We start from the raw sequence: 20,515 nt of genomic DNA, 5'->3' as shown, positions 1-20,515 counted from the left end.
AATGCCAACTTTAGCAGTATGCTGGGCAAAAGTCAAAAAATCCCTAATTTAACACCCTAGTGTATTTAAAAAAAACATGCATAATGCCATCTGCCATTTAAGTCACAAAACTGTGATGGCTCGGTGTTTATACCATCCTGCAACCACAGATATCATTTATCGTAAACCAAGCCAAGAAAATGGATATGCTTTGTTTGCAACAAGCAATTATCAACTCGTAAACTCAACAACACCTGAAATTTGACCTTGTTTATCTAACACAACAAGGGAATGAATATGCAGTTCTTTCATTTTTTCTTCAGCTTTACCGATATATTCATCTTCAGAAATTGTCTTAGGATTTTTACTCATTATGTTTTCAGCAATATAATTTAGACTATTTGCCCCCTGATTAGCTAATAATCTACGTATATCGCCATCAGTAATAATACCTTTAAGTTGATGATTTTCTACCACAATAGCTACACCAATTCGTCCTTCATTCATTGTAGTTAGGCATTGTTCAAAGGACGCATTTGGAGCGACTAATGGTAGTTTTTTAATCATTACATCTTTCACCCGACATAATAATTTTCTACCTAAGCTACCACCAGGATGATATAAAGCAAAATCTTCAGCTTTGAAATCACGAGCTTTAATTAATGCAATTGCTAACGCATCACCTAGAGCCATTGTGATTAAACTGGAAGTTGTTGGAGCAAGATTATTGGGGCAGGCTTCTCTTTCAATGCTAATATCTAAAACAATATCAGCATGTTGTGCCAATGTAGATTTGGATTTACCTGTGATGGCAATAATTTTATTACCGAAATTTTTCAGGCTTGGGATAAGTTTATTGATATCGTCTGTTTCACCGCTATATGATATAAGAATGACAATATCAATTGGCTTTAACATACCTAAATCGCCGTGAAAGGCTTCTGTGGGGTGTAAAAAGAAACTTGGTGTACCTGTTGATGCAAAGGTTGCTACCATCTTTTTACCTACTAATCCAGACTTTCCAATACCTGATACAACCAATCTACCTTCACAAGATAGAACTAAATCAACGGCTTGATTAAAAGAATCTGATAGGTTGTTATTAAGTCTAGAAATAGCTTGTTGATACAAATTGAGTGCATCTTGAGCATTGCTTACATGATTCATTCATTTCTCCTTTTAAGGATAAAAAGTAACTATAAAATATAATCACTTTTCCCAAACTGCTTTAGTTTGCAGTATCAATTTCATCAAATGATTTGATCAAATCATCTATTGCTTTCATTTGATATACAAACTCTTCTAATTTAGATAATGGTAATGCTGACGGACCATCACATTTAGCTTGGCTCGGATTTGGATGAGCCTCTAAAAAAAGTCCTGCCAAACCAATAGCTAACCCAGACCTAGCGAGTTCTGTCACTTGAGAACGGCGACCACCAGATGCGGAGCCGAAAGGGTCACGACATTGCAATGAATGAGTCACATCAAAAATAACTGGTGCACCTTTGGATACTTTTTTCATTGTGCTAAAACCAAGCATATCGACAACCAGATTATCATAACCAAAATTAGAACCACGATCGCATAAAATTACTTTATCATTTCCACATTCTTCAATTTTTTCCACAATATTTCCCATTTGGCCTGGGCTGAGAAATTGTGGTTTTTTCACATTAATTACTGCTCCAGTGCGAGCCATAGCCTCTACCAAGTCAGTTTGACGAGCAAGGAAAGCAGGTAATTGAATAATGTCAGCGATTTCGGCAACTGGTTTACATTGATAAATTTCATGCACATCAGTAATCACTTTTACGCCGAAAGTCTGTTTTAATTCTTGAAAAATTTTCAATCCTTCTTCTAAACCAGGCCCACGATAAGAATGAATCGAAGAGCGGTTTGCTTTATCAAATGAAGCTTTAAAAACATAAGGCACGCCCAGTTTTTGTGTAACTTCTACATATTTTTCACATACTTGCATTGCCATATCACGGCTTTCAAGAACATTCATTCCACCAAATAGCACAAAGGGTTTGTTGTTGGCGATTTCGATGTGGTCGAGTTTAATAATTTTATCAAACATAATATTACCTGTCTTTAAAAAGAGCCCTTAAAATGCTTTAAAGGGCTTTAAAATATTTATTTTTGTTTTTTGTCAAAGAAAACTCGCCCTAAACGAACGACATTATTTTTTGAGTCTGCAAAAAATGCATAGGGGTCTCTTTTAAATTTCGCCCATTTTGCTTTTCTGACATTTTTCGGTGGTTTTTGGTATGAAGAAACATCGTCTAATATCTTGGCAGCACTCTGAGAGATATTTATTTTTGGCTCATCTGCTTTTTGGGGCAGCTGAGGCTGAGAAGGTTTTTTAATCTCCGCTGGTTTAACCGCTGCAGGTTTAGGCGTTGGTTTAGAAGCTGGTTTGGAAGCTGCTTTCTTTTTCAAATGAATATCTAGTGCATACCGTTCAAACATTGGGGCACTTGATGCAATTTTAGGGCGTGGGGTAGATTCATATTCGAATATGAGATTACCATCTAATTTTAAATTATAAAAATCAATACCCGTAGTAATTGTTCTTAAGCTTCCATCAGCTTCTTTTCGAGAAACTGTTTTTGGAATACCAAAAGAATAGAATGAGTAAACCAAATAATCTAAAAAGCGTAACATTTTTTCATTATTCACATCAAAACCCTGAATAATGTCTTTTGCAAGATTTTCTATTTCTTCATCTTCACCAATCAAATATGGTACAGTTTTATTGAGTTCTTGATGTGCATAAAACGCATCGCCAAAAATATAGGTAGGTTTATTTAGCATCATGCTGTAAATACCTACACCAGAGTTAATGAGTACTACTCGGTCAGCCAATTCCAGTAAATCAATAAAATGCGTATCATCAGGAACATACTTCGCATATTTCAATGGTGGTGTTTCTGTTTCAAGTGGATGTTTTTTGCATAAAACAATCCAACCTTTAGAGGTTAATTTTTGTGCCAAACTATCCACTGTTTCAATGAATTTCAGAAACGTTTGAATATTTCCGACCATATATTTAATAACCGTATCAGATGGTCTTTGCAAAGGTACAAACAACACTTTTTTAGAGCCAATTTGTAATTTATTGGCTAAAGCTTCCGATCCAATTCTATTCGATTGTTTTTCAAGAAAATTGCTACCAAATATACAATTATTAATATATTCTTGAATTCTTTGGGTTTGTCCTTCTGATAATGGCTTATTCCAATGTTCTTCAGCATAGCTATAAGAATCAGCATTAAATCCATTAGGATCGAAGAACCAGCTATCTGGTAATGCTCCACGCTCATAACAGTAAAAAGGAAAACCTGATTCCTGACACCATTTGTATATTTCTAAACGAGCTGGATTACCATAAGGATTAGGGAAAATAATTTTTGATATATTGCTTGTTTTAAGCATATACTCAAAATCATCTCTGAGAAATTCTCCTGCTTTATTTATAAAATCATATTCGCTTATATAAGTTACTTTGCCTAAGAATGGAAATACATCTCGTAAGCAAAATGCAGCATTTGTATTTGGTTTTCCGAAGAATAATACATTATTATTGTTAATAGGTAATGCTTCTGGATGAATTGATGTTTCTACAAATTTTTTAAATTTGTCGCTCCACATTGTTCTATTTTGAACCATTAAATTTGAATAAAAACTTACGTTTTTAGGCCGTGGATGCCAAAGATGAACAACAAATAAATTGGCCATCATTGCTGGTCTAGCAGCCATTGCTAAATGGCTTCTAAATCCATTATATGAATATGTATCCCAAGTTTTCTGATCTAAATAATAATCTTCTGTTTTGGGAATAATATTTTCTTCGCATAATAAGCGATGATATAACTCAAAGTCTTCGTAGCCATGGCCTCTAAACTCAGGGTCATGCCCACCAACTGATAAATAATGATTTCTATCAACAATCATCACGGAAGAGCAAAGAGCCATATTTTCAATCGCAATTTTATCTCCTTGTAAATAACGAAGATAAAAATCCATAAATTTTAAATTAGGATTTGCCTGTAAAAATTCAACAGTGCCTTCTTGCGTTAAATATAAACAAGGGATAGCTAAAAAGCTCTTTTTATATTTAGAAATGCCCCACGCTTCCATTAAAACAAGTAAACGTTGCCAAAAATCAGGGGCTACACGAAGATCTACATCTAAGAAACTAACAGCTTTCCCTTGAGCGATTTGCACACCAAAATCCCGACAAGCACCAATAGAGAATGGCTTGCCTAGCGTGTCGTGATAAACATATCGAGTATTGTGTTTTTCACAAATACTTTGGCATTGTTCTTGATAGTGTAGAGTTGAGCCTGAATCTACAACGATGAATTCCAAAGGAAGGTCCTTTGGATACGTGTTGAGTAAATCTTCTAAGCGATCAAGCAAGTAGTTAGTAGATTCATTTTCACAGCGAAATGGAATGATAACGGATAATTTAATCATGAATATCCCCAGATTTTCCTTTAATTTGTTTTATTTGAAGAATAGCTAATTCAATATTGTCGAAAGAAACATTTGCCATTTCTTTAGGACTAAGTTCCCACCATTTTAGTGATAATAGCTGGGAAATAATCTTTTCATCGAATCGATAGCGAATAATTTTGGCTGGAATACCGCCCACAATTGCATAAGGTGGCACATCTTTATTCACAAAAGATAATCCAGCAACAATTGCTCCATCTCCAATAGTAACCCCCGTTTTGATAACTGCTTTTGCACCTATCCAAACATCATTACCAATTTTAGTATTTTTGTTACCTTGAAAGAGAATTTTTCTTTTAAAAGCAAAATCAGGATGCCTTTTAAATAGGGCTGTACTATATTGGAAACTAGATGATGACAAGAAATTTGATGGATGTTCCGCTGCGCCGATCTCACAGAATCGAGCTATTGAGCAGTATCTACCCATTTCAACGTTGGAATAAAGAATAGAATTATTGTTGATAAGAGTGTATTTATCAACAATGCAACCATCATGAACTTCTGCATCTTTGCCGATCGTAATTGGTTGTTCTACAGTAGCCCGTGGATGGATGTAGGCAGATTTAGATATATACATAATTGTAGATGTTAATAAAATAATGTGGTACAGAAATTGAAAATATATAACAATATACAGCCTAGATTATAGCACATACCACATAATATCTCATCAATAACAACCACATTGCTAAGAATTATTACAAATCCATAAAACTCTTTACAAAACAATTGGATAGGCTGATGATATCAAGCTGATTTTGTTCTCCCAAATCCAAAAAAAATCCCACCGCATCAGCCGATGAGCTGGGGTGGGACTTGTCAATTTGCCAGCTGGCGATTTGGGTTTAGCTACGTTTGAATTTGCGTTTTTTGTCCATGCTTGCCATTGCCAGTTTTATCTCATCATGGCTTAAGCTAGCGGTGTGGCTAAGTAGCTGCATCATATCTGGGTGCAGGACAAATTTGGCAAACTGGGCAATGCGATCGATACGCTCGTCAAAGGCAAGTAGCCCTGTCTTATCGTCAATGCTGACATAGCCCACACGCACCAGCGTATCAATAAAGCTGGTAAATAACGCCTTGTCAAACATATCTGGCAAATCATCGGCGTGCAGTACTGAGACACGCTGCCCCACCACATAGCACAGATTGACCACCTGCTCGGTGCTTAGGCGGTTTGAGCCTTGTTTGGCAAGTAAGGTCAATGCCATAAAGTACCGCTCAAGGCTCTGCTGGGCTGGGCTGGCTAGGACGATGAGTTTTTGGCTGGCTTGTGAGTTGCCTTCTGGACTGCCGACCACGCCATCGCCCAGATTGACAATGACCCCTTGCTCGATCAGCACATCAAGCACTTGATGGACTTTTTGAGTGATGTTACGCAGGGCAGTTTTTAGGAATAATTCACTTTGTAAAAACGGATACAACAGCTGGGTAATGCCGTCCAATCGATCACGGTGAATGCGTCCATTTCGCTGCACCAATGCCGCCAAAAAGCTGGCGATGATAAACACATGCAGGATATTATTTCTAAAATAACTGAGCAGCGGTGCTTGCTTGTCGGCAACACGAATCATATCGCCCAAGATGTGCGGCGTCCGCTCGATGAGCTTAAGCTTAATACCATAATCCAAAATCTGCTGCGGCGTCATGTCGGTGATGTGCGTATCGGCATCATACGGCAGTGCCTGTGCGATGTGCTGATACAGGCGAATCTGCTCAAGGCATTGGGCTTCGTCAAGGGCGGCATTTGGTGTGGATAATAACGCCAACGCCAACAGCGACACAGGATTGACCACCACCGCTTTGTTGATGTTTTGCATCACTTTGACGCCTAGGTTTTGTACCATAGCGTGGGTGTTTTTGGTGTTACTCTCGCTGCTATCTTGGGCAGATACGCCAAATTTATCCATAAAATCAGTCAAATACAAAGGCTCACCAAATGCCAAATGCACCGTGCCAAAGATACGCTCAATCTTGCGGGCGGTTTTTAGCAGTCCCAGCCAGTTTTCGCTTTCTTTGGGCTTGCCCTTCAATTCGCCGACATAAGTCGCCCCTTCCATGATGCGTTCATAGCTGATATAAGTTGGGATAAATGCCACTGGCTTGGCAGGCTCACGCAGGTAGCTGTTGACCGTCATCGCCAGCATGCCAAGCTTTGGTGGTAGCAGGCGACCTGAGCGAGAGCGGCCACCTTCGATAAAGTACTCCATCGGTGCTTGACGCTGCATTAGGCTGTGGACATATTCTTTGAACACCGTGCTGTACAAGGCATTGCCCTTAAAGCTGCGACGCATAAAAAACGCCCCACCACTTCTGAGCAAATCACCCAGCACAGGGATATTTAGGTTCTCGCCTGCAGCGATGTGCGGAATACGCAAGCCACGCTTATAAATCACATAAGACAGCAGCAGATAATCAATGTGACTGCGGTGGCACGGCACATAGACAATCTGATAATCAGGGGCTAATGCTCGTACTCGCTCAAAATGCCGCACTTCCACGCCATCATACAGCTGCGTCCACAGCCAAGTCAAAAAATGATCAAAAAACCGCACCACCGAATGCGAATAACTGCTGGTAATCTCACCCAGATAACCTTGGGCTTCGCTGCGTGCTTGGGCGATGGTTTTGCCAGTTTCGTTGGCGTGTTTTTCGATGGCGGCGATTACCGTTGGCGATGATAAAATCACCCCTGCGACATTGCGTTTGTCGGACAAATCAGGGCCGACAATGCTGGTACGCTGCTTATCCAAATAGCCTTTTAGTCGCATGGCAATGATGGCGGTCAAATCATCGCCAACGCCTGATTGGGCATCACTGATCAGCGTCTGTAAGTCCTTTGGCTCTGAAAATCGGATAAAAGTATCACGCCCCATCACGCCGATGTTAAACAGCTGCTTGATTTTGGACGGTGATTCCCATTCGTCCGCCATCAGCAGGCGAAATAGCGACTCTTCCTTGTCTGGTGCTCGCCCCCACAGGATAGTTACTGGCACCAGTTGCACTTTTAGCGTGGGGTTTTTTTGGCAAGCGTCAATCAGCCGCTCAAGGCGTGGCACGGTGGTGGGACTTGCGGCATCAGAACGATGATCTTTTAAAAAAATCATCGCCGATGTCTCATGAATGCCATCTGCCTTGACTTCTGCCAGTGCCGACGGCAAATCCAGCTCGTCAGTCTGCATGCCCAGCAGTAAGCTGTTTGAGCGAGAATAAGCACGAATCACATAAAAAGTCGGCACGCTGGTATCCAGCTGCGGCACATCACCAAGCACGGTTGGCTTAACCGCCAGCGATAAGCCCTTGGCGGACGCTCGGCGATATGGGCTTGGTGTGCGGTTGCCTGTATCTGTTGCGGCACTGTCGGCAGCTAGTTGGCTTGGGCGAGTTTTGTTTTTTTGAAACCAATTTGGAAGTTTTAGCATAAGTTTGGCTATCATAACAAATGTGACTACTTATTCTACCATTCTTTGATTTTTTTTGACGAAAAATTTACCAAAAATGTTATAATTTCGCCATTTTTATGCACACATATTCACTTAAGTGGTAGGAAATTTCATGCAAACCGCCTTTGATCGATATGCCATCGCACCTGATGGCATCGCTGCCAATGTCGAAGATTTATTAAACACCCTAAACTTGACCGAAATCGCCGCCGATGTTTTTCAAGCACCGAGTTTTGACTATGTCGGCCCCAGAGTGTTTGGCGGACAAGTGCTGGCTCAAGCACTGATGGCAGCTGCCAAGACCCTAAGTGCCGATAAGCCTTGCCACAGCTTGCATGGGTATTTTTTGCGTGGCGGTGATATTCGCCTGCCAGTCATCTATCAAGTCCGCCGCCTGCGTGATGGCAAAAGCCTGTCAGCTCGTGAAGTCATCGCAGTGCAATATGTGCCGACCACTGACGAGCAAGGCAACACAGCGACCAAAGAGCAGGTGATTTTTTCGATGATTGCGTCATTTTCGCCGATGGAAGGCGGTTTGGATTATCAAGAAGCGATGCCTGATTATCCGCCACCAGAAGCCCTACAAACCGAGCAAGAGCTAAAACCGCAATACTTGCACAAAATCCCAGAGCCGCTCAAGGCACGCTATCTGCGTCCACGCCATGTGGAGATACGCCCTATCAAGCCACAAGACCCTGTCAGCCCAACGCCCACACGCCCACGCCAAGCCAACTGGCTACGCATCGCCGACATCGGTGAGCAGCCTGTCGCCATTCATCAAGCACTGCTGGCGTTTGTGTCCGATTATTATCTGGTCGGCACAGGACTGATGAGCCATGGATTGAGCCTGATTACTCGTGGGCTACAACTGGCGAGCATTGACCATTCGATTCACTTTCATCGTCCTTTTGATATTCGTGAATATTTGCTTTATGATATGTGGAGCGACACCACCAGCCACGCCAAGGGGTTAAATCATGGGCAATTTTGGCAAGCAGGCAAGCTCATCGCCACCACCCAACAAGAAGGCTTGATGCGACTGCTGGACAATCAGCAAATTCCAGAAAATCATTGATTTGTGGTTTGTGGCTCATGGGTTGCGGTTTACGGCTTATGGTTGATGGTTTAGGTTCACAATTCTAAACCATCGACAAATTTATCCTTAGCAAGGTTAATCTAATCGCTGGGCAATTTACCAAAAGTTGTAAAATGCCAAAAGTCGCAAAAGCAACAAAACCACAGAATGCTTGCGTTTTGGTGTATTTTTGTACAAGATTTTATCAAGATATTGACGCAGATTGCTTGTCGGCTTAATATAATCGGATTTGGCACACTTTGGTTTGTGATTTTTGATAAATTAAAATGAGATAAAATGGCCATGCAAAAATTGTCTCTTGTTGTCTTATCGCTGGGCGTTAGCATACTGGCTGGCTGTGATATTCCCAATCCGCCTGCCACCAGCGACAAGCCCACGCTCAGTGCTGCACAAATTGCCAAACTTATCCCCAAGCACACCAAAAATCCCAAAAGCTGGGCAAATGACATTGCCGATATTTTTGACACTTTATCTATCCCAAAAGATGCCAAAAATGCCTGCACTGCCATCGCCATCATTGACCAAGAGTCCAATTTTCACGCCGATCCTGCCGTGCCAAATCTGGGTCATGCCGCCCTAAAAGCCATCGATGATAAGCTCGAAGATAAGCTTGGCAAAAACTTGGCGGTGGTATTTCGCACCATGCTAGAGACTCGCCCCAGCAAACAAAACAGCTTTATCAAACAAATCAAAGCCGTCAAAACCGAAAAGCAGCTTGATGAGCTGTATCGTGAGATTTTTGATTATTTTACCACCACTTACAAGGTCTCACCGCTCACCAACATCACCAAGCTATCAGGGCAAGGCATCGATGAGCGGATCAATCCCATCACCACGCTCGGCTCGATGCAGGTGCATATTGACTATGCCAGATCCCACCGCCGTGCCAGCATGAGCGATCGCCAGCTGCGTGCCGATCTGTACACGCAGTACGGCGGTCTGTACTATGGCATTCACCGCCTGCTGATGTACCCAGCCGATTATGATCAGCCGCTGTATCGCTTTGCCGATTATAATTCTGGCATGTATTCAAGTCGCAACGCCGCCTTTCAGCAGCGTATCGCCACCTTAAGCGGTGAGACGCTGGCGATTGATGGCGATTTGCTGCTTTATAAAGACGGCAGCCCCTTGAGCAAAAAGTCTGCCACCGAAACAGCCGCCATCAAACTTTTGGCAGCCGCCAAAACGCCCATCAGCGAGCGGCAAATCCGAGCCGACTTTAAAAAAGAAAAAACCCAAGACTTTGAACAAACCGCCACTTATCAAGCGGTGAATGCGATGTTTAGCGATAAATTCGCCCGAAAACCTGCCTATGCCATCATGCCCAAAGTGGTGATTAGCGGGCCAAAATTAAGCCGAGATTTGGACACCAACTGGTTCGCCACCCATGTGGACAGACGCTATCAAACTTGCATGACGACCGCCAAACGGCTGCGTTTGGGCTGATGATTGGTTTTAAATGACTTGGGTTGATTTGGTTTATTTTACTGATTTGTTCATTAAAAAATTGCACAAAAAAAGCGAAATCGTCGGCGGATTTCGCTTTTATTTTGGCAAATCATTGGCTAAAATTTGGCAAATTTGATGAAATTATTTGGCTTTTTGATTGAGTAAATACATGCCCACCGCCGATGAGATGATAATCGGCAAAAATGCCATCAACAAAGGCGATACGCCAGTGGCTAGGGCAATAAAACCTGTCAAATCGGTCAAATAGCTAAACAACAGCCCTGTCAATAACGCCAAAACGATACGCAAACCCAAGCCCTGCGAACGCAGCGAACCGAACACAAAAGACGACGCCACCAGCACCAAAGACAGCACCGCAAAAGGCGAGAGCAGCTTTTGCCAAAACGCCAGCTCATGGCGTAGCGAATGTCTGCCCTGGTGTTTCATCAGCTGCTTGTGGGCGTACAAATCGCTTACGGACAAATCTTCAGGCTCTCGTGTGAGCAGATGCACATCGGTTGGGGCAATCGGCAAGCTTAGGCTTTGTAAATCGCTGTGCGACTGCCTGACTTGATGACTATCAATGGCGACTTGGTCAATCCCTGACAGCTGCCATGTATAGCGACTGTCTGCACCATTAGCATCGGCACTGGCAGACTGTTCGCTGCCTTGGTAATTGCCTGCATCGGCGTGCAAGGCGGCACTTAGGCTGCCATGGTCTAACTGATAGCGTCTGACTTCGCCCAGCTTGCCATCGCTGTCGGCATAGCTGATATAGACCACATCTTGACGCTCGTCGGTGTTTTGTACCGACCAATAGCCATCGATGGTGATGAGCTTATCATAAATGGTGTCGTTTTTGATGGCAGCGGCGTGCTGATTGGCAATGGGCAGGACAAATTGATTGACCCCCAGCGATATCGCCACAAAAATAAACGCCGGCAACATCACCCAGCCGATGATGCGATACAGGCTAATGCCCGCCGCTCGCATGATGATAAGCTCACTGTGATTGGCAAGCAGTCCCAGCCCAATCACCGCCCCCAATAATGCCCCTGTAGGGATAAACTGCACCAAAAAATACGGCGAACGGTACAGGATAAACAGCAGTGCATCTTTTAGAGTATAAGCATCATTGATGTTTTCAAGCTCGCCCAGATAAGCAAAAATCATCTGCAGCAGCCACAGCCCAACGACCGCACCCATCATCGCCAAAAGTGCCGATGACATGACATATTTTGGTAAAATCTGTGATTTCATGACACATTCTCACTTTGGCGTAAGCGTAGGCGTGCCACCCACCGCTGATGATAATTCAGATATAGGGCAAATGCTGTCAATAGCACCAATGCCGCCAGATACATCGCCACGCTCATTTTGCCCTTGGTGATGCTATCTTTTAGCGAAATCACCACCAGCACGCTCGCCACATAGATAAAAATCGCAGGAATCAGCTTAAGCCACCTGCCTTGGCGTGGACGCACATAAGACAGCGGCACTGCCATCATTGCCGCAAGAAACATCAGCCACGGCATTGATAAGCGATAGCCGAACTCGGCAACCGCTTCGTTTTGGTTATCTCTGGGTAATGTGCCGTGCATGATGGCAAGCAAATCTGGCGTGCTGACCCCTTCGATTCGCATCGCCGCTTGATTGTCCACCTTATCCGCCGACAGCGTCATACGATAACGCTCAAAGCCGATTTGGCTGTATTGGCGACTTTTGGGATCGACTTCATAACGCCGCCCTTGGTGCAAATCCAGCTGAATTTGCCCATCATCGTGCTGTACCTGCGTGGCGGATTTGGCAAAAATCAGCGTGTCTTTGCTTTGGCGGTCTGGATTTTGGGAGTTTTTGGCAGCTGCTTTGTCCGTTTGTCCCATTTGGATAATAATCACATCTTCAAGCGATTCACGATTTTCGCCCATCTGACCGACATACAGGTGATAATCGCCACTGCTGATAAACTCGTTTGGGCGAATCAAATCAAACGCCTGCGTAAGCGACTGCTCTTTAAAAATATTGGTCGCACGCTCCATGCCCCAAGGCTTGGCAACCAACGAAATGCCACCTTCGATAAGCATCAAAATCAGCACCAACGGCCACAGCAAGCGACCCAGCTGGCTGCGACTGATACCACTGCTGTTTATCACCGCCATCTCATGATCGGCATACAGCCGACCAAAAACCAGCATCAAACCAATAAAAAACGACAACGGCAAAATCAGCTCAAGAAAATAAGGCAAATTATAACCAATCAGGCTAAACAGCACGCTTACATTCAATCCGCCTTCTGCTGCCATGCCAAAATAACGAATCAATCGCCCACCCAAAAGCATCACCACCAAAAAGCCCAAAACTAAGGCGGTGGTCGTGGCAACTTGCGTGGTCATGTATCGGCGTAAAATCACAGAATCAGCTTTTAAAAAGTAGATAAAAAGATTTATCATATCAAAAAACCGCCTAAGTTTTAAGCGATTTTGACAGTTTATTTTGTTGCGAGTTTTTGCAAGGCATTTTGATAAAATTATTTTGGCTTGCCCTGCATTTGTGCTACACTAATTGGGAGTCGTTTGACTTGCTGATTTTATGATTTCACAGTTTGCACCCCTTGGCACGCTCATGCTGGTGCAGACGGCAAATTTTATACAAATTTCACAAATTTAACCAATAAGGAATGGATATGCCATCTTGTGCATTGACAATCAAAGTCAATAATAAACTGAGCCTAAAAAAACCCACCGCCAATCACCCATTGCCAATCATCGTGCTGTATGCCAGCGATGATGGTCAGATTTTGGGCAATTTGGGCGATGCTGAATATCTGGCACGAGCCGAGCAGCTCATCAAACAAAGCGGCTTTGGGGCAAGCCTAGGCGAGAGCGTCAGCGATTATGCCTTGCACGCCAAAGAGCTGCCTGCCATCAGCGTGATCGGCGTGGGCAAAGCCAACAAAATCGCCAATAACATTGCCAAAATCGCCACTGCCACTTATGCTGCCATCAAAAGCGTGCCAAACGCTGCGATTTTGTGGGGTGATGTCATTTGCCAAATCCACTTCACCCAATTTGTTACCGCCTTAATCGGTGCTGGCTATCGCTTTGAGCATCACAAATCCAAGCCAAAAGATGCCGACAAACTGCGTCAGGTCAATATCGTCTGCACCAAAGATGGCGAAAAAGATTATCAAGCAGCACTACAATTTGCCCAAGCGACCGCCAGCGGTATCGCCTGTGCCAAAGATGTCGCTAACGAAGCACCGAACCTGCTGACCCCAAGCGAGCTGGCAAAAAAAGCCAAACAGCTTGCCAAAGATTATGAAGATACCATGCGTATCCACATACTGGGCGAAAAAGAAATGCAAAAACTGGGCATGGGCTGCTTTTTGGCGGTATCGCAAGGCTCAGACCAAGAAGGCAAGCTGGCTGTCATCGAATACTACGGCAAATCAGGCAAAAACGCCAAAAAACCCAAGCTACACCACCCCATCGCCCTAGTCGGCAAAGGCCTAACCTTTGATACAGGCGGTATCTCGCTAAAACATGCTGCTGGCATGGAAGAGATGAAATTTGACATGGGCGGAGCAGCGTCAATCCTAGGTACGATGCGTGCTGTTGCCGAAGCAGGACTAAAAATTGACATCGTCGCTGTGCTGGCGTGTGCCGAAAATATGCCGTCTGCTCGTGCCGCTCGCCCCGGTGATGTCGTTACCGCCATGAACGGCACCAGCGTCGAGATTCTAAACACCGATGCCGAAGGCCGCTTGGTGCTGTGCGATACGCTGTGCTATGTCCAAGAGCATTATGACGCCAAGGTCATCATTGACACCGCCACACTGACTGGTGCTTGCGTCATCGCCTTGGGCAGCGTGCGTTCTGGACTGTACAGTAACGATGAAGACACGCTATTTGCCCTAGAGTCTGCCAGCGAATACACCAACGACTTGGTATGGCATATGCCACTGGACGACAGCTACGATGAGCAAATCAACTCAAAAGTCGCCGACATTCAAAACATCGGCGGCCGTGAAGCAGGCTCAGTTACCGCAGCGTGTTTCTTGCAGCGATTCATCAAAGAAGGTCAAGCATGGGCGCATCTTGACATCGCAGGCACAGCATGGAAGAGCGGCAGCACAAACGCTGCCACAGGTCGCCCTGTTGCCCTACTGGCTCAATATATCCGCCAACAAACTCAAGGCTGATATTCTTAGGCAAATAAAAACAGGCGTCGGTTGATGCCTGTTTTTATTTTATTTTGTTTTAAATCAAACAGTTATATTTAATTTATGGTGATTTTAATTTAACTGCACTTGGTTTGATTGGCTTGATTTAGTTTAAAAGTGTTTCATGTGGAACATTTTAAGCTGCAATTTGAAAATTTATTAATCTCATCAAATTATCAGCAAAAAACCAAACCAGACCAAGCCAGCCCCAAAAATAAAGCAAAAACCTGCAACCAAATCGGCTGCAGGTTTTTATTGGACTTGTCAAATCCGACAAGCAAGATTGGCTTATTTTATCACTTCTGCCATCGCATTGGCGACATATTCGACATTTTGGCTGTTTAGGCCAGCGATGCACATACGGCCATTTTCAACCATATAAACGGCAAATTCATCACGCAGACGCACCACTTGCTCGGGGTTTAGCCCAGTAAAGCTAAACATACCACGCTGCTTGGTGAAGTAGCTAAAATCACGCTCTGGCAGCTTGGCGGTTAGGGTGTCTTGCAGCTTTTGACGCATTTTGCGGATACGATCACGCATCTGATACACTTCGCCAACCCATTGGTCAAACAATGTTTCATCATTCATCACGATATCGACCACATGGTTGCCGTGTGATGGTGGGCTAGAGTAGATGCGTCGGACGGTAAATTTGAGCTGGCCATGGACTCGCTCTGACTCTTCTTTGGTTGGTGAAACCACAGACAGACCACCGACACGCTCGCCATATAGCGACAGATTTTTTGAGAATGAATTTGACACAAACACGCTCAAACCCAGCTCAACGGCACGGCGAATGGCATAAGCATCACCGTCCATATCATCGCCAAAGCCTTGATAAGCGATGTCCATAAACGGAATCAGTTGTTGCTCTTTAACAATCTCAAGCAAAATATCCCACTGCTCACGGCTTAGATCCACACCTGTTGGGTTGTGGCAGCATGGGTGCAGTAGCACGACATCGTTAGGATTTAGGGTTTTGAAAAACTCGCACAGCTCATCAAACTTTACGCCGATGGTCGCTGGGTCGTAGTAGGGATATTTGCCCACTTCGATGCCTGCCCCTTCAAAGATGCTGATGTGGTTGCCCCAAGTTGGGTTTGAAACATAGCATTTAGAATTTGGGAACCATTGATGGATAAAGTCAGCACCGACTTTTAGAGCACCAGAGCCGCCCAAAGTGGCAATGGTCGCCACTCGGCCTTCGGCAACCGCAGGGTGATTTTTACCAAACAGCAAATCTTGGCACGCCTTGCGATAACCCGGCAAACCGTCCATCGGCAGATAGCCCCGTGGTCGTGGTGGATTGGCGATCTGACCTTCGGCGGTCTTGACGCACTCAAGCACTGGCAATTTGCCATCTTCAGTATAATACACGCCGACGCCCAAATTCACCTTAATGTCGGTGCGTGGGTCATTGGCAAATTTATCCATCAAACCCAAAATCGGGTCGCCTGCATAGGGGGTAACATGTTCAAACATGGTGTTGTCCTTTTATTTGGTGGTGTCAAAAAACCATCTATAAGTATAGCCTAAAATTGTGTCAATGTGTGGGGAAATTGTGATTTTTGTACATATTTTAGCCCCAATTCGGACTTTTTTAGCAAAAATACAATTTTTATCAATAAAACCACAATTTATCAAAATCAGCACCAAAAAACACCGCCAGCTGACGGTGTTTTTTATCACTCAAATCACCACTATAATCATCGCTTAAATTGTTGTTGGCTTACTTGCCAAAAACTCATGAGCATTTTGTTCCAAAAACTCCTTAAATGCCGATGCCGCTGGCGACAGTGAGCGGTTTTTGTGCGTGTATAACAAAAACTTGCGTTCGACCACAGGGTCGGCAATCGGACGCATCACCAGTCCGTTTTGTTCCACCCATTCGGCAGCGTAGAGCAAGCACAAGGTTACGCCCAGTCCCATGCGTGTCATGCCCAGTGCTGTGGATAAGAAATTGATTTCAAAATCTGGGTTAAAGATACGGCTGGAGATTTGTGCTGGCAGCTCATTTTGTAGGCTTTTGATAAAAGGCCCATTGAGCGTGATTAGGCGTTCATTGAGCAGATCCGACCATCGCACCACATCTTTTTTGGCAAATGGGTGCGTGGCAGGCAGCACCAGATAAAATGGCGACGAAAACAGCACCTTGGCTTGCAAATCGTCCGAATACGCACGCTCTGGTGCGACACCTAGGTCTGCTTCTAGGTTTTCGATATGCTCAACCACATTATCCACCGAGCAGTCGGTCAGCGTCACTTGGATATTTGGGTGAATCTCACAAAACTTGGCGACAAACTTCGGCATCGCACTGGCAGACAGCTGCTGCGATACCGCCAGACGCACATGCCCTTGGTGCAGTGATTTTAGGTTGCTGACCTTTTCGTTAAGCACCGACATCTCATTTAGCACTCGCCGTGCCTGTGGCAGCAGTCGCACGCCTGCGTCTGATAGGTGCAGCTTGCGTGTCGTGCGGTCAAACAGCTTCACCCCCAGATTTTGTTCCAACTCCTTAATCAGCCCAGACAGTGCCGACTGTGTCAAACATACTGTGTCAAACATAGCGTTTCGGCCGCCTTGGTAAAGCTGTTTTGTTCGGCGACCAGCACAAAGGCTCTCAGTTGTCGAAGTGTCGTACTCACATTCACCCCTTAGATGATAATAAAATGATGATGGCAACTTGGCAAATCATCAACAAGATAGCAAATTATTCCCAAATTTTGGCAAAATTGCCATCAATACTCACAACTCAATACTTACAGCAAATTGATGGCATCAATCCATTATGGTGCAATAATTGTAAAAATATATGCCGCCAAATTCACAAGTAAAACAATGCCGTACAAAACATTGGTGCGTCCCTGATTTAATGATAACACAACGATAAAGGTAGATAAACCCAGCAGCACCATTGATTTGCCGTCCAATCCCAACACCAAAGGAATGCCGTATAACAAGCAGACGATGGTCACTGCTGGAATGGTCAGACCGATACTGGCAAGTGCCGAACCTAAGGCTAGGTTCAGACTGGTCTGAAAGCGGTTACGGCGAGCGGCGTTTAGGGCTGCCAGACCTTCAGGCAGTAGCACCACCGCAGCGATAATCACACCGACCAAAGTCGCTGGTGCACCGATGGCTGCCACGGCCGCTTCGATGCTTGGGCTAAGGCTTTTGGCGAGCATCACCACGATGCCAAGGCACACCAACAAAAAGCCAAAACTTGTCGCCGTCACTTTGGCAGTGGGCGGTTCGGCATGGTGATCCAAATCGTCATCAGCCGCCAAAAAATAATCTCGATGACGCACCGTCTGCACCATGATAAAAGAGCCATACAGCACCAAAGATGCTACCGCCACAAACATCAGCTGCATGGGCGAATAAGTCCCTTCGGCGGTTGATGTGGTGAAATTTGGCAAAATCAGCGTCATCACCAAAATGGATACCAGCGTAATCAAGGCAGTGCTGGCGGATTTTTGACCAAAAAACTGCTCACGGTGCTTAAAGCCACCAATCAATAGCGACAAGCCCAAAATGCCGTTCAAAATCAGCATAATCGCCGCAAAGACCGTATCTCGTGCCAAAAAAGCCGAATTGTCGCCGCCTGCCACCATCAAAGAGACAATCAAAGCCACTTCGATGATGGTGATTGACAGTGCCAAAATAATCGTACCAAATGGCTCACCCACCTTGTGTGCCACCACTTCGGCATGATAAACGGCAGACAGCACACTGCCAATCAAAAAGACACCGCCCAAAACCTGCAGCCAAATACTGCCTTTGATGCCCACAAAAAACAAGCCCCACGCCACCAACGGCAACGCCATCGACCATATCGGCAACCCAAAACGGGCATTTGACGCCATACACACTCCTTAATTAAGTTTATTTATCTTTTTATACAAATAACACAATAAAAACAAATCGCACAATTTTATTGACTTGGCAAACCACCTAGTCATTGGCTTGGGTATCGTCTGTCGGTACTTCCAGACGAGTTACCAGTAGCTGGTCAATCTTATAATGGTCAATGTCCACCACTTCAAATTTATAGCCAGCATGCTCCACCCAGTCAGCAGGGCGTGGCACTTTTCGCAAACGATACATCACAAAACCCGCCAGCGTCTCATAATGATCCCAGTCAGGAAATTCATCGATATCCAAGGCATGCTTGACATCATCAATCGGCGTGATACCATCAATAAACCATGAATTGTCATCACGGCGGATAATCTGCTGATCTTCAGGCTCGGCAGATGCCCAGTCGCCCATCACCGTCATCATAATATCCGACAGCGTGATGATGCCGACAACCAAGGCGTATTCGTTAATCACCACCGCCATTTTGTCCTTGCTGGCACGGAATTTATCCAAAAGCTCCGACAAGGTCAGCGTATCTGGAATGATTAAAATATTGCGAATGGTGGATTCGTTCAACTGAAAAAACGACTGTTTGTTCAACAAACGCACCAAAATGTCCTTGGTATCGACATAGCCAATCACTTGGTCAATATGCTCATTACACACCAAAAACTTCGAATACGGATAATCGGCAATCTTTTGGCGAATGCTCTCTTCGCTCTCTTTTAGCGTAAAAAACACCACATCATCACGGTTGGTCATCGATGATGGCACGGTACGCTCTTCTAGCTCAAAGACATTTTCGATAAAATGCTGCTCTTGCTCCATCAACACGCCCGCTTCTGCCCCAGCGTCCACGATGGCAGAAATGTCATCAAAGGTGATGCTGTCATCTCGTGCGGTATTGACCTTAAACAGGCGAAAAGTCAGATTGGCAATGGTATTAATCACCCACGCCAACGGCTTGACCAAGCGAATCAGCCACAGCACAGGATTGATAATCGACAACGCCACTCGCTCAGGGTTAATCATCGCAATCCGCTTAGGGATCAAATCAGCGTACAAAATAAACGCCAAAGTGATGATCGTAAAAGACGCAAAAAACGCAATGCTGTCTAGCCACGGCCCTTGATAAAACACCCCAAACCACTCGGCAAAATAAGGACGCAAGGCACTTTCACCAACCGAACCGCCCAAAATCGCCACGGCATTTAGGCCAATCTGCGAAGCTGCAAAAAAATCCGCTGAATTTTCTTGCAGCTTTAGCACCTTATTGGCACGCTCATCGCCAGACTCGGCTAGTAATTTGAGCTTGATTTTTCTGGCACCTGCCAAGGCGATTTCAGAAATCGAAAAAAAGCTCGAAGTCAAAATCAGTAAAAGAATAATAAAAAGGTTTTGAAATAAACTCACGATATTTCCATAGTTGTCATAAATTTAGGTAGCAATTTGCTCATTTTTATATCAATCAGCCGAACAACATACCATTTTCTTTAAAATCACACTTTCTTCAGCATTAACGGCAAAGCGTGCGTCATATTCATATTCATAAACATACCACCCTTTTTTGTACCCAGGCTTTATCACATACTGTTTACCATCTTCAAAATTCATTGTAATTTGGCTGGGTTGTTTATGTAAAAAAGCTACCGTTACCGTATGCTCACCCACAGGAATATTCAAATCCACAAAGGGCAAAATCAATTCATATTTTTTTGGCAAAAAATCATGTGGTTTAAAAATCTCTACATCATCAACCTGAAGAATGTGAACTGGCGAAGGCTCTAATGTGCCATAACCAAAATGCGGTACAAATGGGTAAAATCTTAATGTCGCATGCGGCTGATGTTCATCAACCAAGCGATTGGTGTATGCGTGCAAATCTTCAAGTTGTTTTTGCATTTGGCTATCTTTATAAGCAAGATAAGCTGTCATGGG

At 44.3% G+C, this 20,515-nt stretch carries 16 protein-coding genes; 3 read left to right on the top strand and 13 right to left on the bottom strand.

The window, feature by feature from the left end; genetic code table 11:
* Positions 1–210: 210 nt before the first annotated feature.
* From ACFBZI_RS04275 to plsB, 5 genes are all read right to left on the bottom strand, one after another.
* Positions 211–1,146 (bottom strand): KpsF/GutQ family sugar-phosphate isomerase, encoded by a 936-nt coding sequence (locus ACFBZI_RS04275; RefSeq protein WP_375715193.1) that lies wholly within the window; start codon positions 1,144–1,146, stop codon positions 211–213.
* A gap of 61 nt (positions 1,147–1,207) precedes the next feature.
* Positions 1,208–2,062 carry a 3-deoxy-8-phosphooctulonate synthase gene (gene kdsA / locus ACFBZI_RS04270; protein ID WP_375715192.1) on the bottom strand — a complete coding sequence of 285 codons (855 nt, stop codon included), beginning with the start codon at positions 2,060–2,062 and terminating at the stop codon, positions 1,208–1,210.
* Positions 2,063–2,118: 56 nt separating this feature from the next.
* The gene (locus ACFBZI_RS04265) at positions 2,119–4,464 is read right to left on the bottom strand and encodes a glycosyltransferase (RefSeq protein WP_375715191.1); all 2,346 of its coding nucleotides are present in this window, start codon (positions 4,462–4,464) and stop codon (positions 2,119–2,121) included.
* Positions 4,457–5,080 carry a CatB-related O-acetyltransferase gene (locus tag ACFBZI_RS04260; protein ID WP_375715190.1) on the bottom strand — a complete coding sequence of 208 codons (624 nt, stop codon included), beginning with the start codon at positions 5,078–5,080 and terminating at the stop codon, positions 4,457–4,459. Before ACFBZI_RS04260 ends, ACFBZI_RS04265 begins: the two co-directional genes overlap by 8 nt.
* Before the next feature lie 268 nt (positions 5,081–5,348).
* Positions 5,349–7,925, bottom strand: coding sequence for a glycerol-3-phosphate 1-O-acyltransferase PlsB (gene plsB, locus ACFBZI_RS04255; protein ID WP_375715189.1), 2,577 nt, complete (start codon positions 7,923–7,925; stop codon positions 5,349–5,351).
* Between the two features lie 133 nt (positions 7,926–8,058).
* Here plsB and ACFBZI_RS04250 point away from each other — a divergent pair, with 133 nt between their 5' ends.
* Together ACFBZI_RS04250 and ACFBZI_RS04245 are read left to right on the top strand one after the other, a co-directional pair.
* Positions 8,059–9,021: an acyl-CoA thioesterase gene (locus ACFBZI_RS04250; protein ID WP_375715188.1), complete on the top strand. Its 963-nt coding sequence runs from the start codon at positions 8,059–8,061 to the stop codon at positions 9,019–9,021.
* Positions 9,022–9,318: 297 nt separating this feature from the next.
* Positions 9,319–10,488 carry a DUF1615 domain-containing protein gene (locus tag ACFBZI_RS04245; RefSeq protein WP_375715187.1) on the top strand — a complete coding sequence of 390 codons (1,170 nt, stop codon included), beginning with the start codon at positions 9,319–9,321 and terminating at the stop codon, positions 10,486–10,488.
* 144 nt (positions 10,489–10,632) lie between these two features.
* Here ACFBZI_RS04245 and lptG read toward each other — a convergent pair whose 3' ends face one another.
* Positions 10,633–11,751, bottom strand: coding sequence for an LPS export ABC transporter permease LptG (gene lptG / locus ACFBZI_RS04240; RefSeq protein WP_375715186.1), 1,119 nt, complete (start codon positions 11,749–11,751; stop codon positions 10,633–10,635).
* Positions 11,748–12,941, bottom strand: a complete 1,194-nt coding sequence (lptF, locus tag ACFBZI_RS04235; protein ID WP_375715185.1) for an LPS export ABC transporter permease LptF — start codon at positions 12,939–12,941, stop codon at positions 11,748–11,750. The genes lptG and lptF overlap by 4 nt, the downstream gene beginning before the upstream one ends.
* 233 nt (positions 12,942–13,174) lie before the next feature.
* On the opposite strand from lptF, the gene ACFBZI_RS04230 reads away from it, so the two are divergent.
* Positions 13,175–14,692 (top strand): leucyl aminopeptidase, encoded by a 1,518-nt coding sequence (locus tag ACFBZI_RS04230; protein ID WP_375715184.1) that lies wholly within the window; start codon positions 13,175–13,177, stop codon positions 14,690–14,692.
* 309 nt (positions 14,693–15,001) lie between these two features.
* Here the strand turns inward: ACFBZI_RS04230 and ACFBZI_RS04225 are convergent, their stop codons facing one another.
* From ACFBZI_RS04225 to ACFBZI_RS04205, 6 genes are all read right to left on the bottom strand, one after another.
* A complete protein-coding gene (locus tag ACFBZI_RS04225; protein WP_375715183.1) occupies positions 15,002–16,198 on the bottom strand; it encodes an amino acid aminotransferase in 1,197 nt (398 codons plus the stop codon).
* A gap of 231 nt (positions 16,199–16,429) precedes the next feature.
* Positions 16,430–17,281, bottom strand: coding sequence for a LysR family transcriptional regulator (locus ACFBZI_RS04220; protein WP_446221234.1), 852 nt, complete (start codon positions 17,279–17,281; stop codon positions 16,430–16,432).
* Complete coding sequence (locus ACFBZI_RS12095; RefSeq protein ID WP_446221233.1) at positions 17,260–17,361, bottom strand: LysR family transcriptional regulator; 102 nt, start codon at positions 17,359–17,361, stop codon at positions 17,260–17,262. The genes ACFBZI_RS04220 and ACFBZI_RS12095 overlap by 22 nt, the downstream gene beginning before the upstream one ends.
* A gap of 141 nt (positions 17,362–17,502) precedes the next feature.
* Positions 17,503–18,582: a calcium:cation antiporter gene (locus ACFBZI_RS04215; protein WP_375715182.1), complete on the bottom strand. Its 1,080-nt coding sequence runs from the start codon at positions 18,580–18,582 to the stop codon at positions 17,503–17,505.
* Between the two features lie 88 nt (positions 18,583–18,670).
* The gene (gene paeA, locus ACFBZI_RS04210) at positions 18,671–19,990 is read right to left on the bottom strand and encodes a polyamine export protein PaeA (RefSeq protein WP_375715181.1); all 1,320 of its coding nucleotides are present in this window, start codon (positions 19,988–19,990) and stop codon (positions 18,671–18,673) included.
* A 51-nt stretch (positions 19,991–20,041) separates the two neighbouring features.
* The gene (locus ACFBZI_RS04205; protein ID WP_375715180.1) at positions 20,042–20,512 is read right to left on the bottom strand and encodes a hypothetical protein; all 471 of its coding nucleotides are present in this window, start codon (positions 20,510–20,512) and stop codon (positions 20,042–20,044) included.
* Positions 20,513–20,515: the final 3 nt, after the last annotated feature.

Source organism: Moraxella marmotae, assembly GCF_042219885.1.
GTDB lineage: Bacteria > Pseudomonadota > Gammaproteobacteria > Pseudomonadales > Moraxellaceae > Moraxella > Moraxella marmotae.
This window is presented reverse-complemented; position numbering and strand designations above follow the sequence as displayed.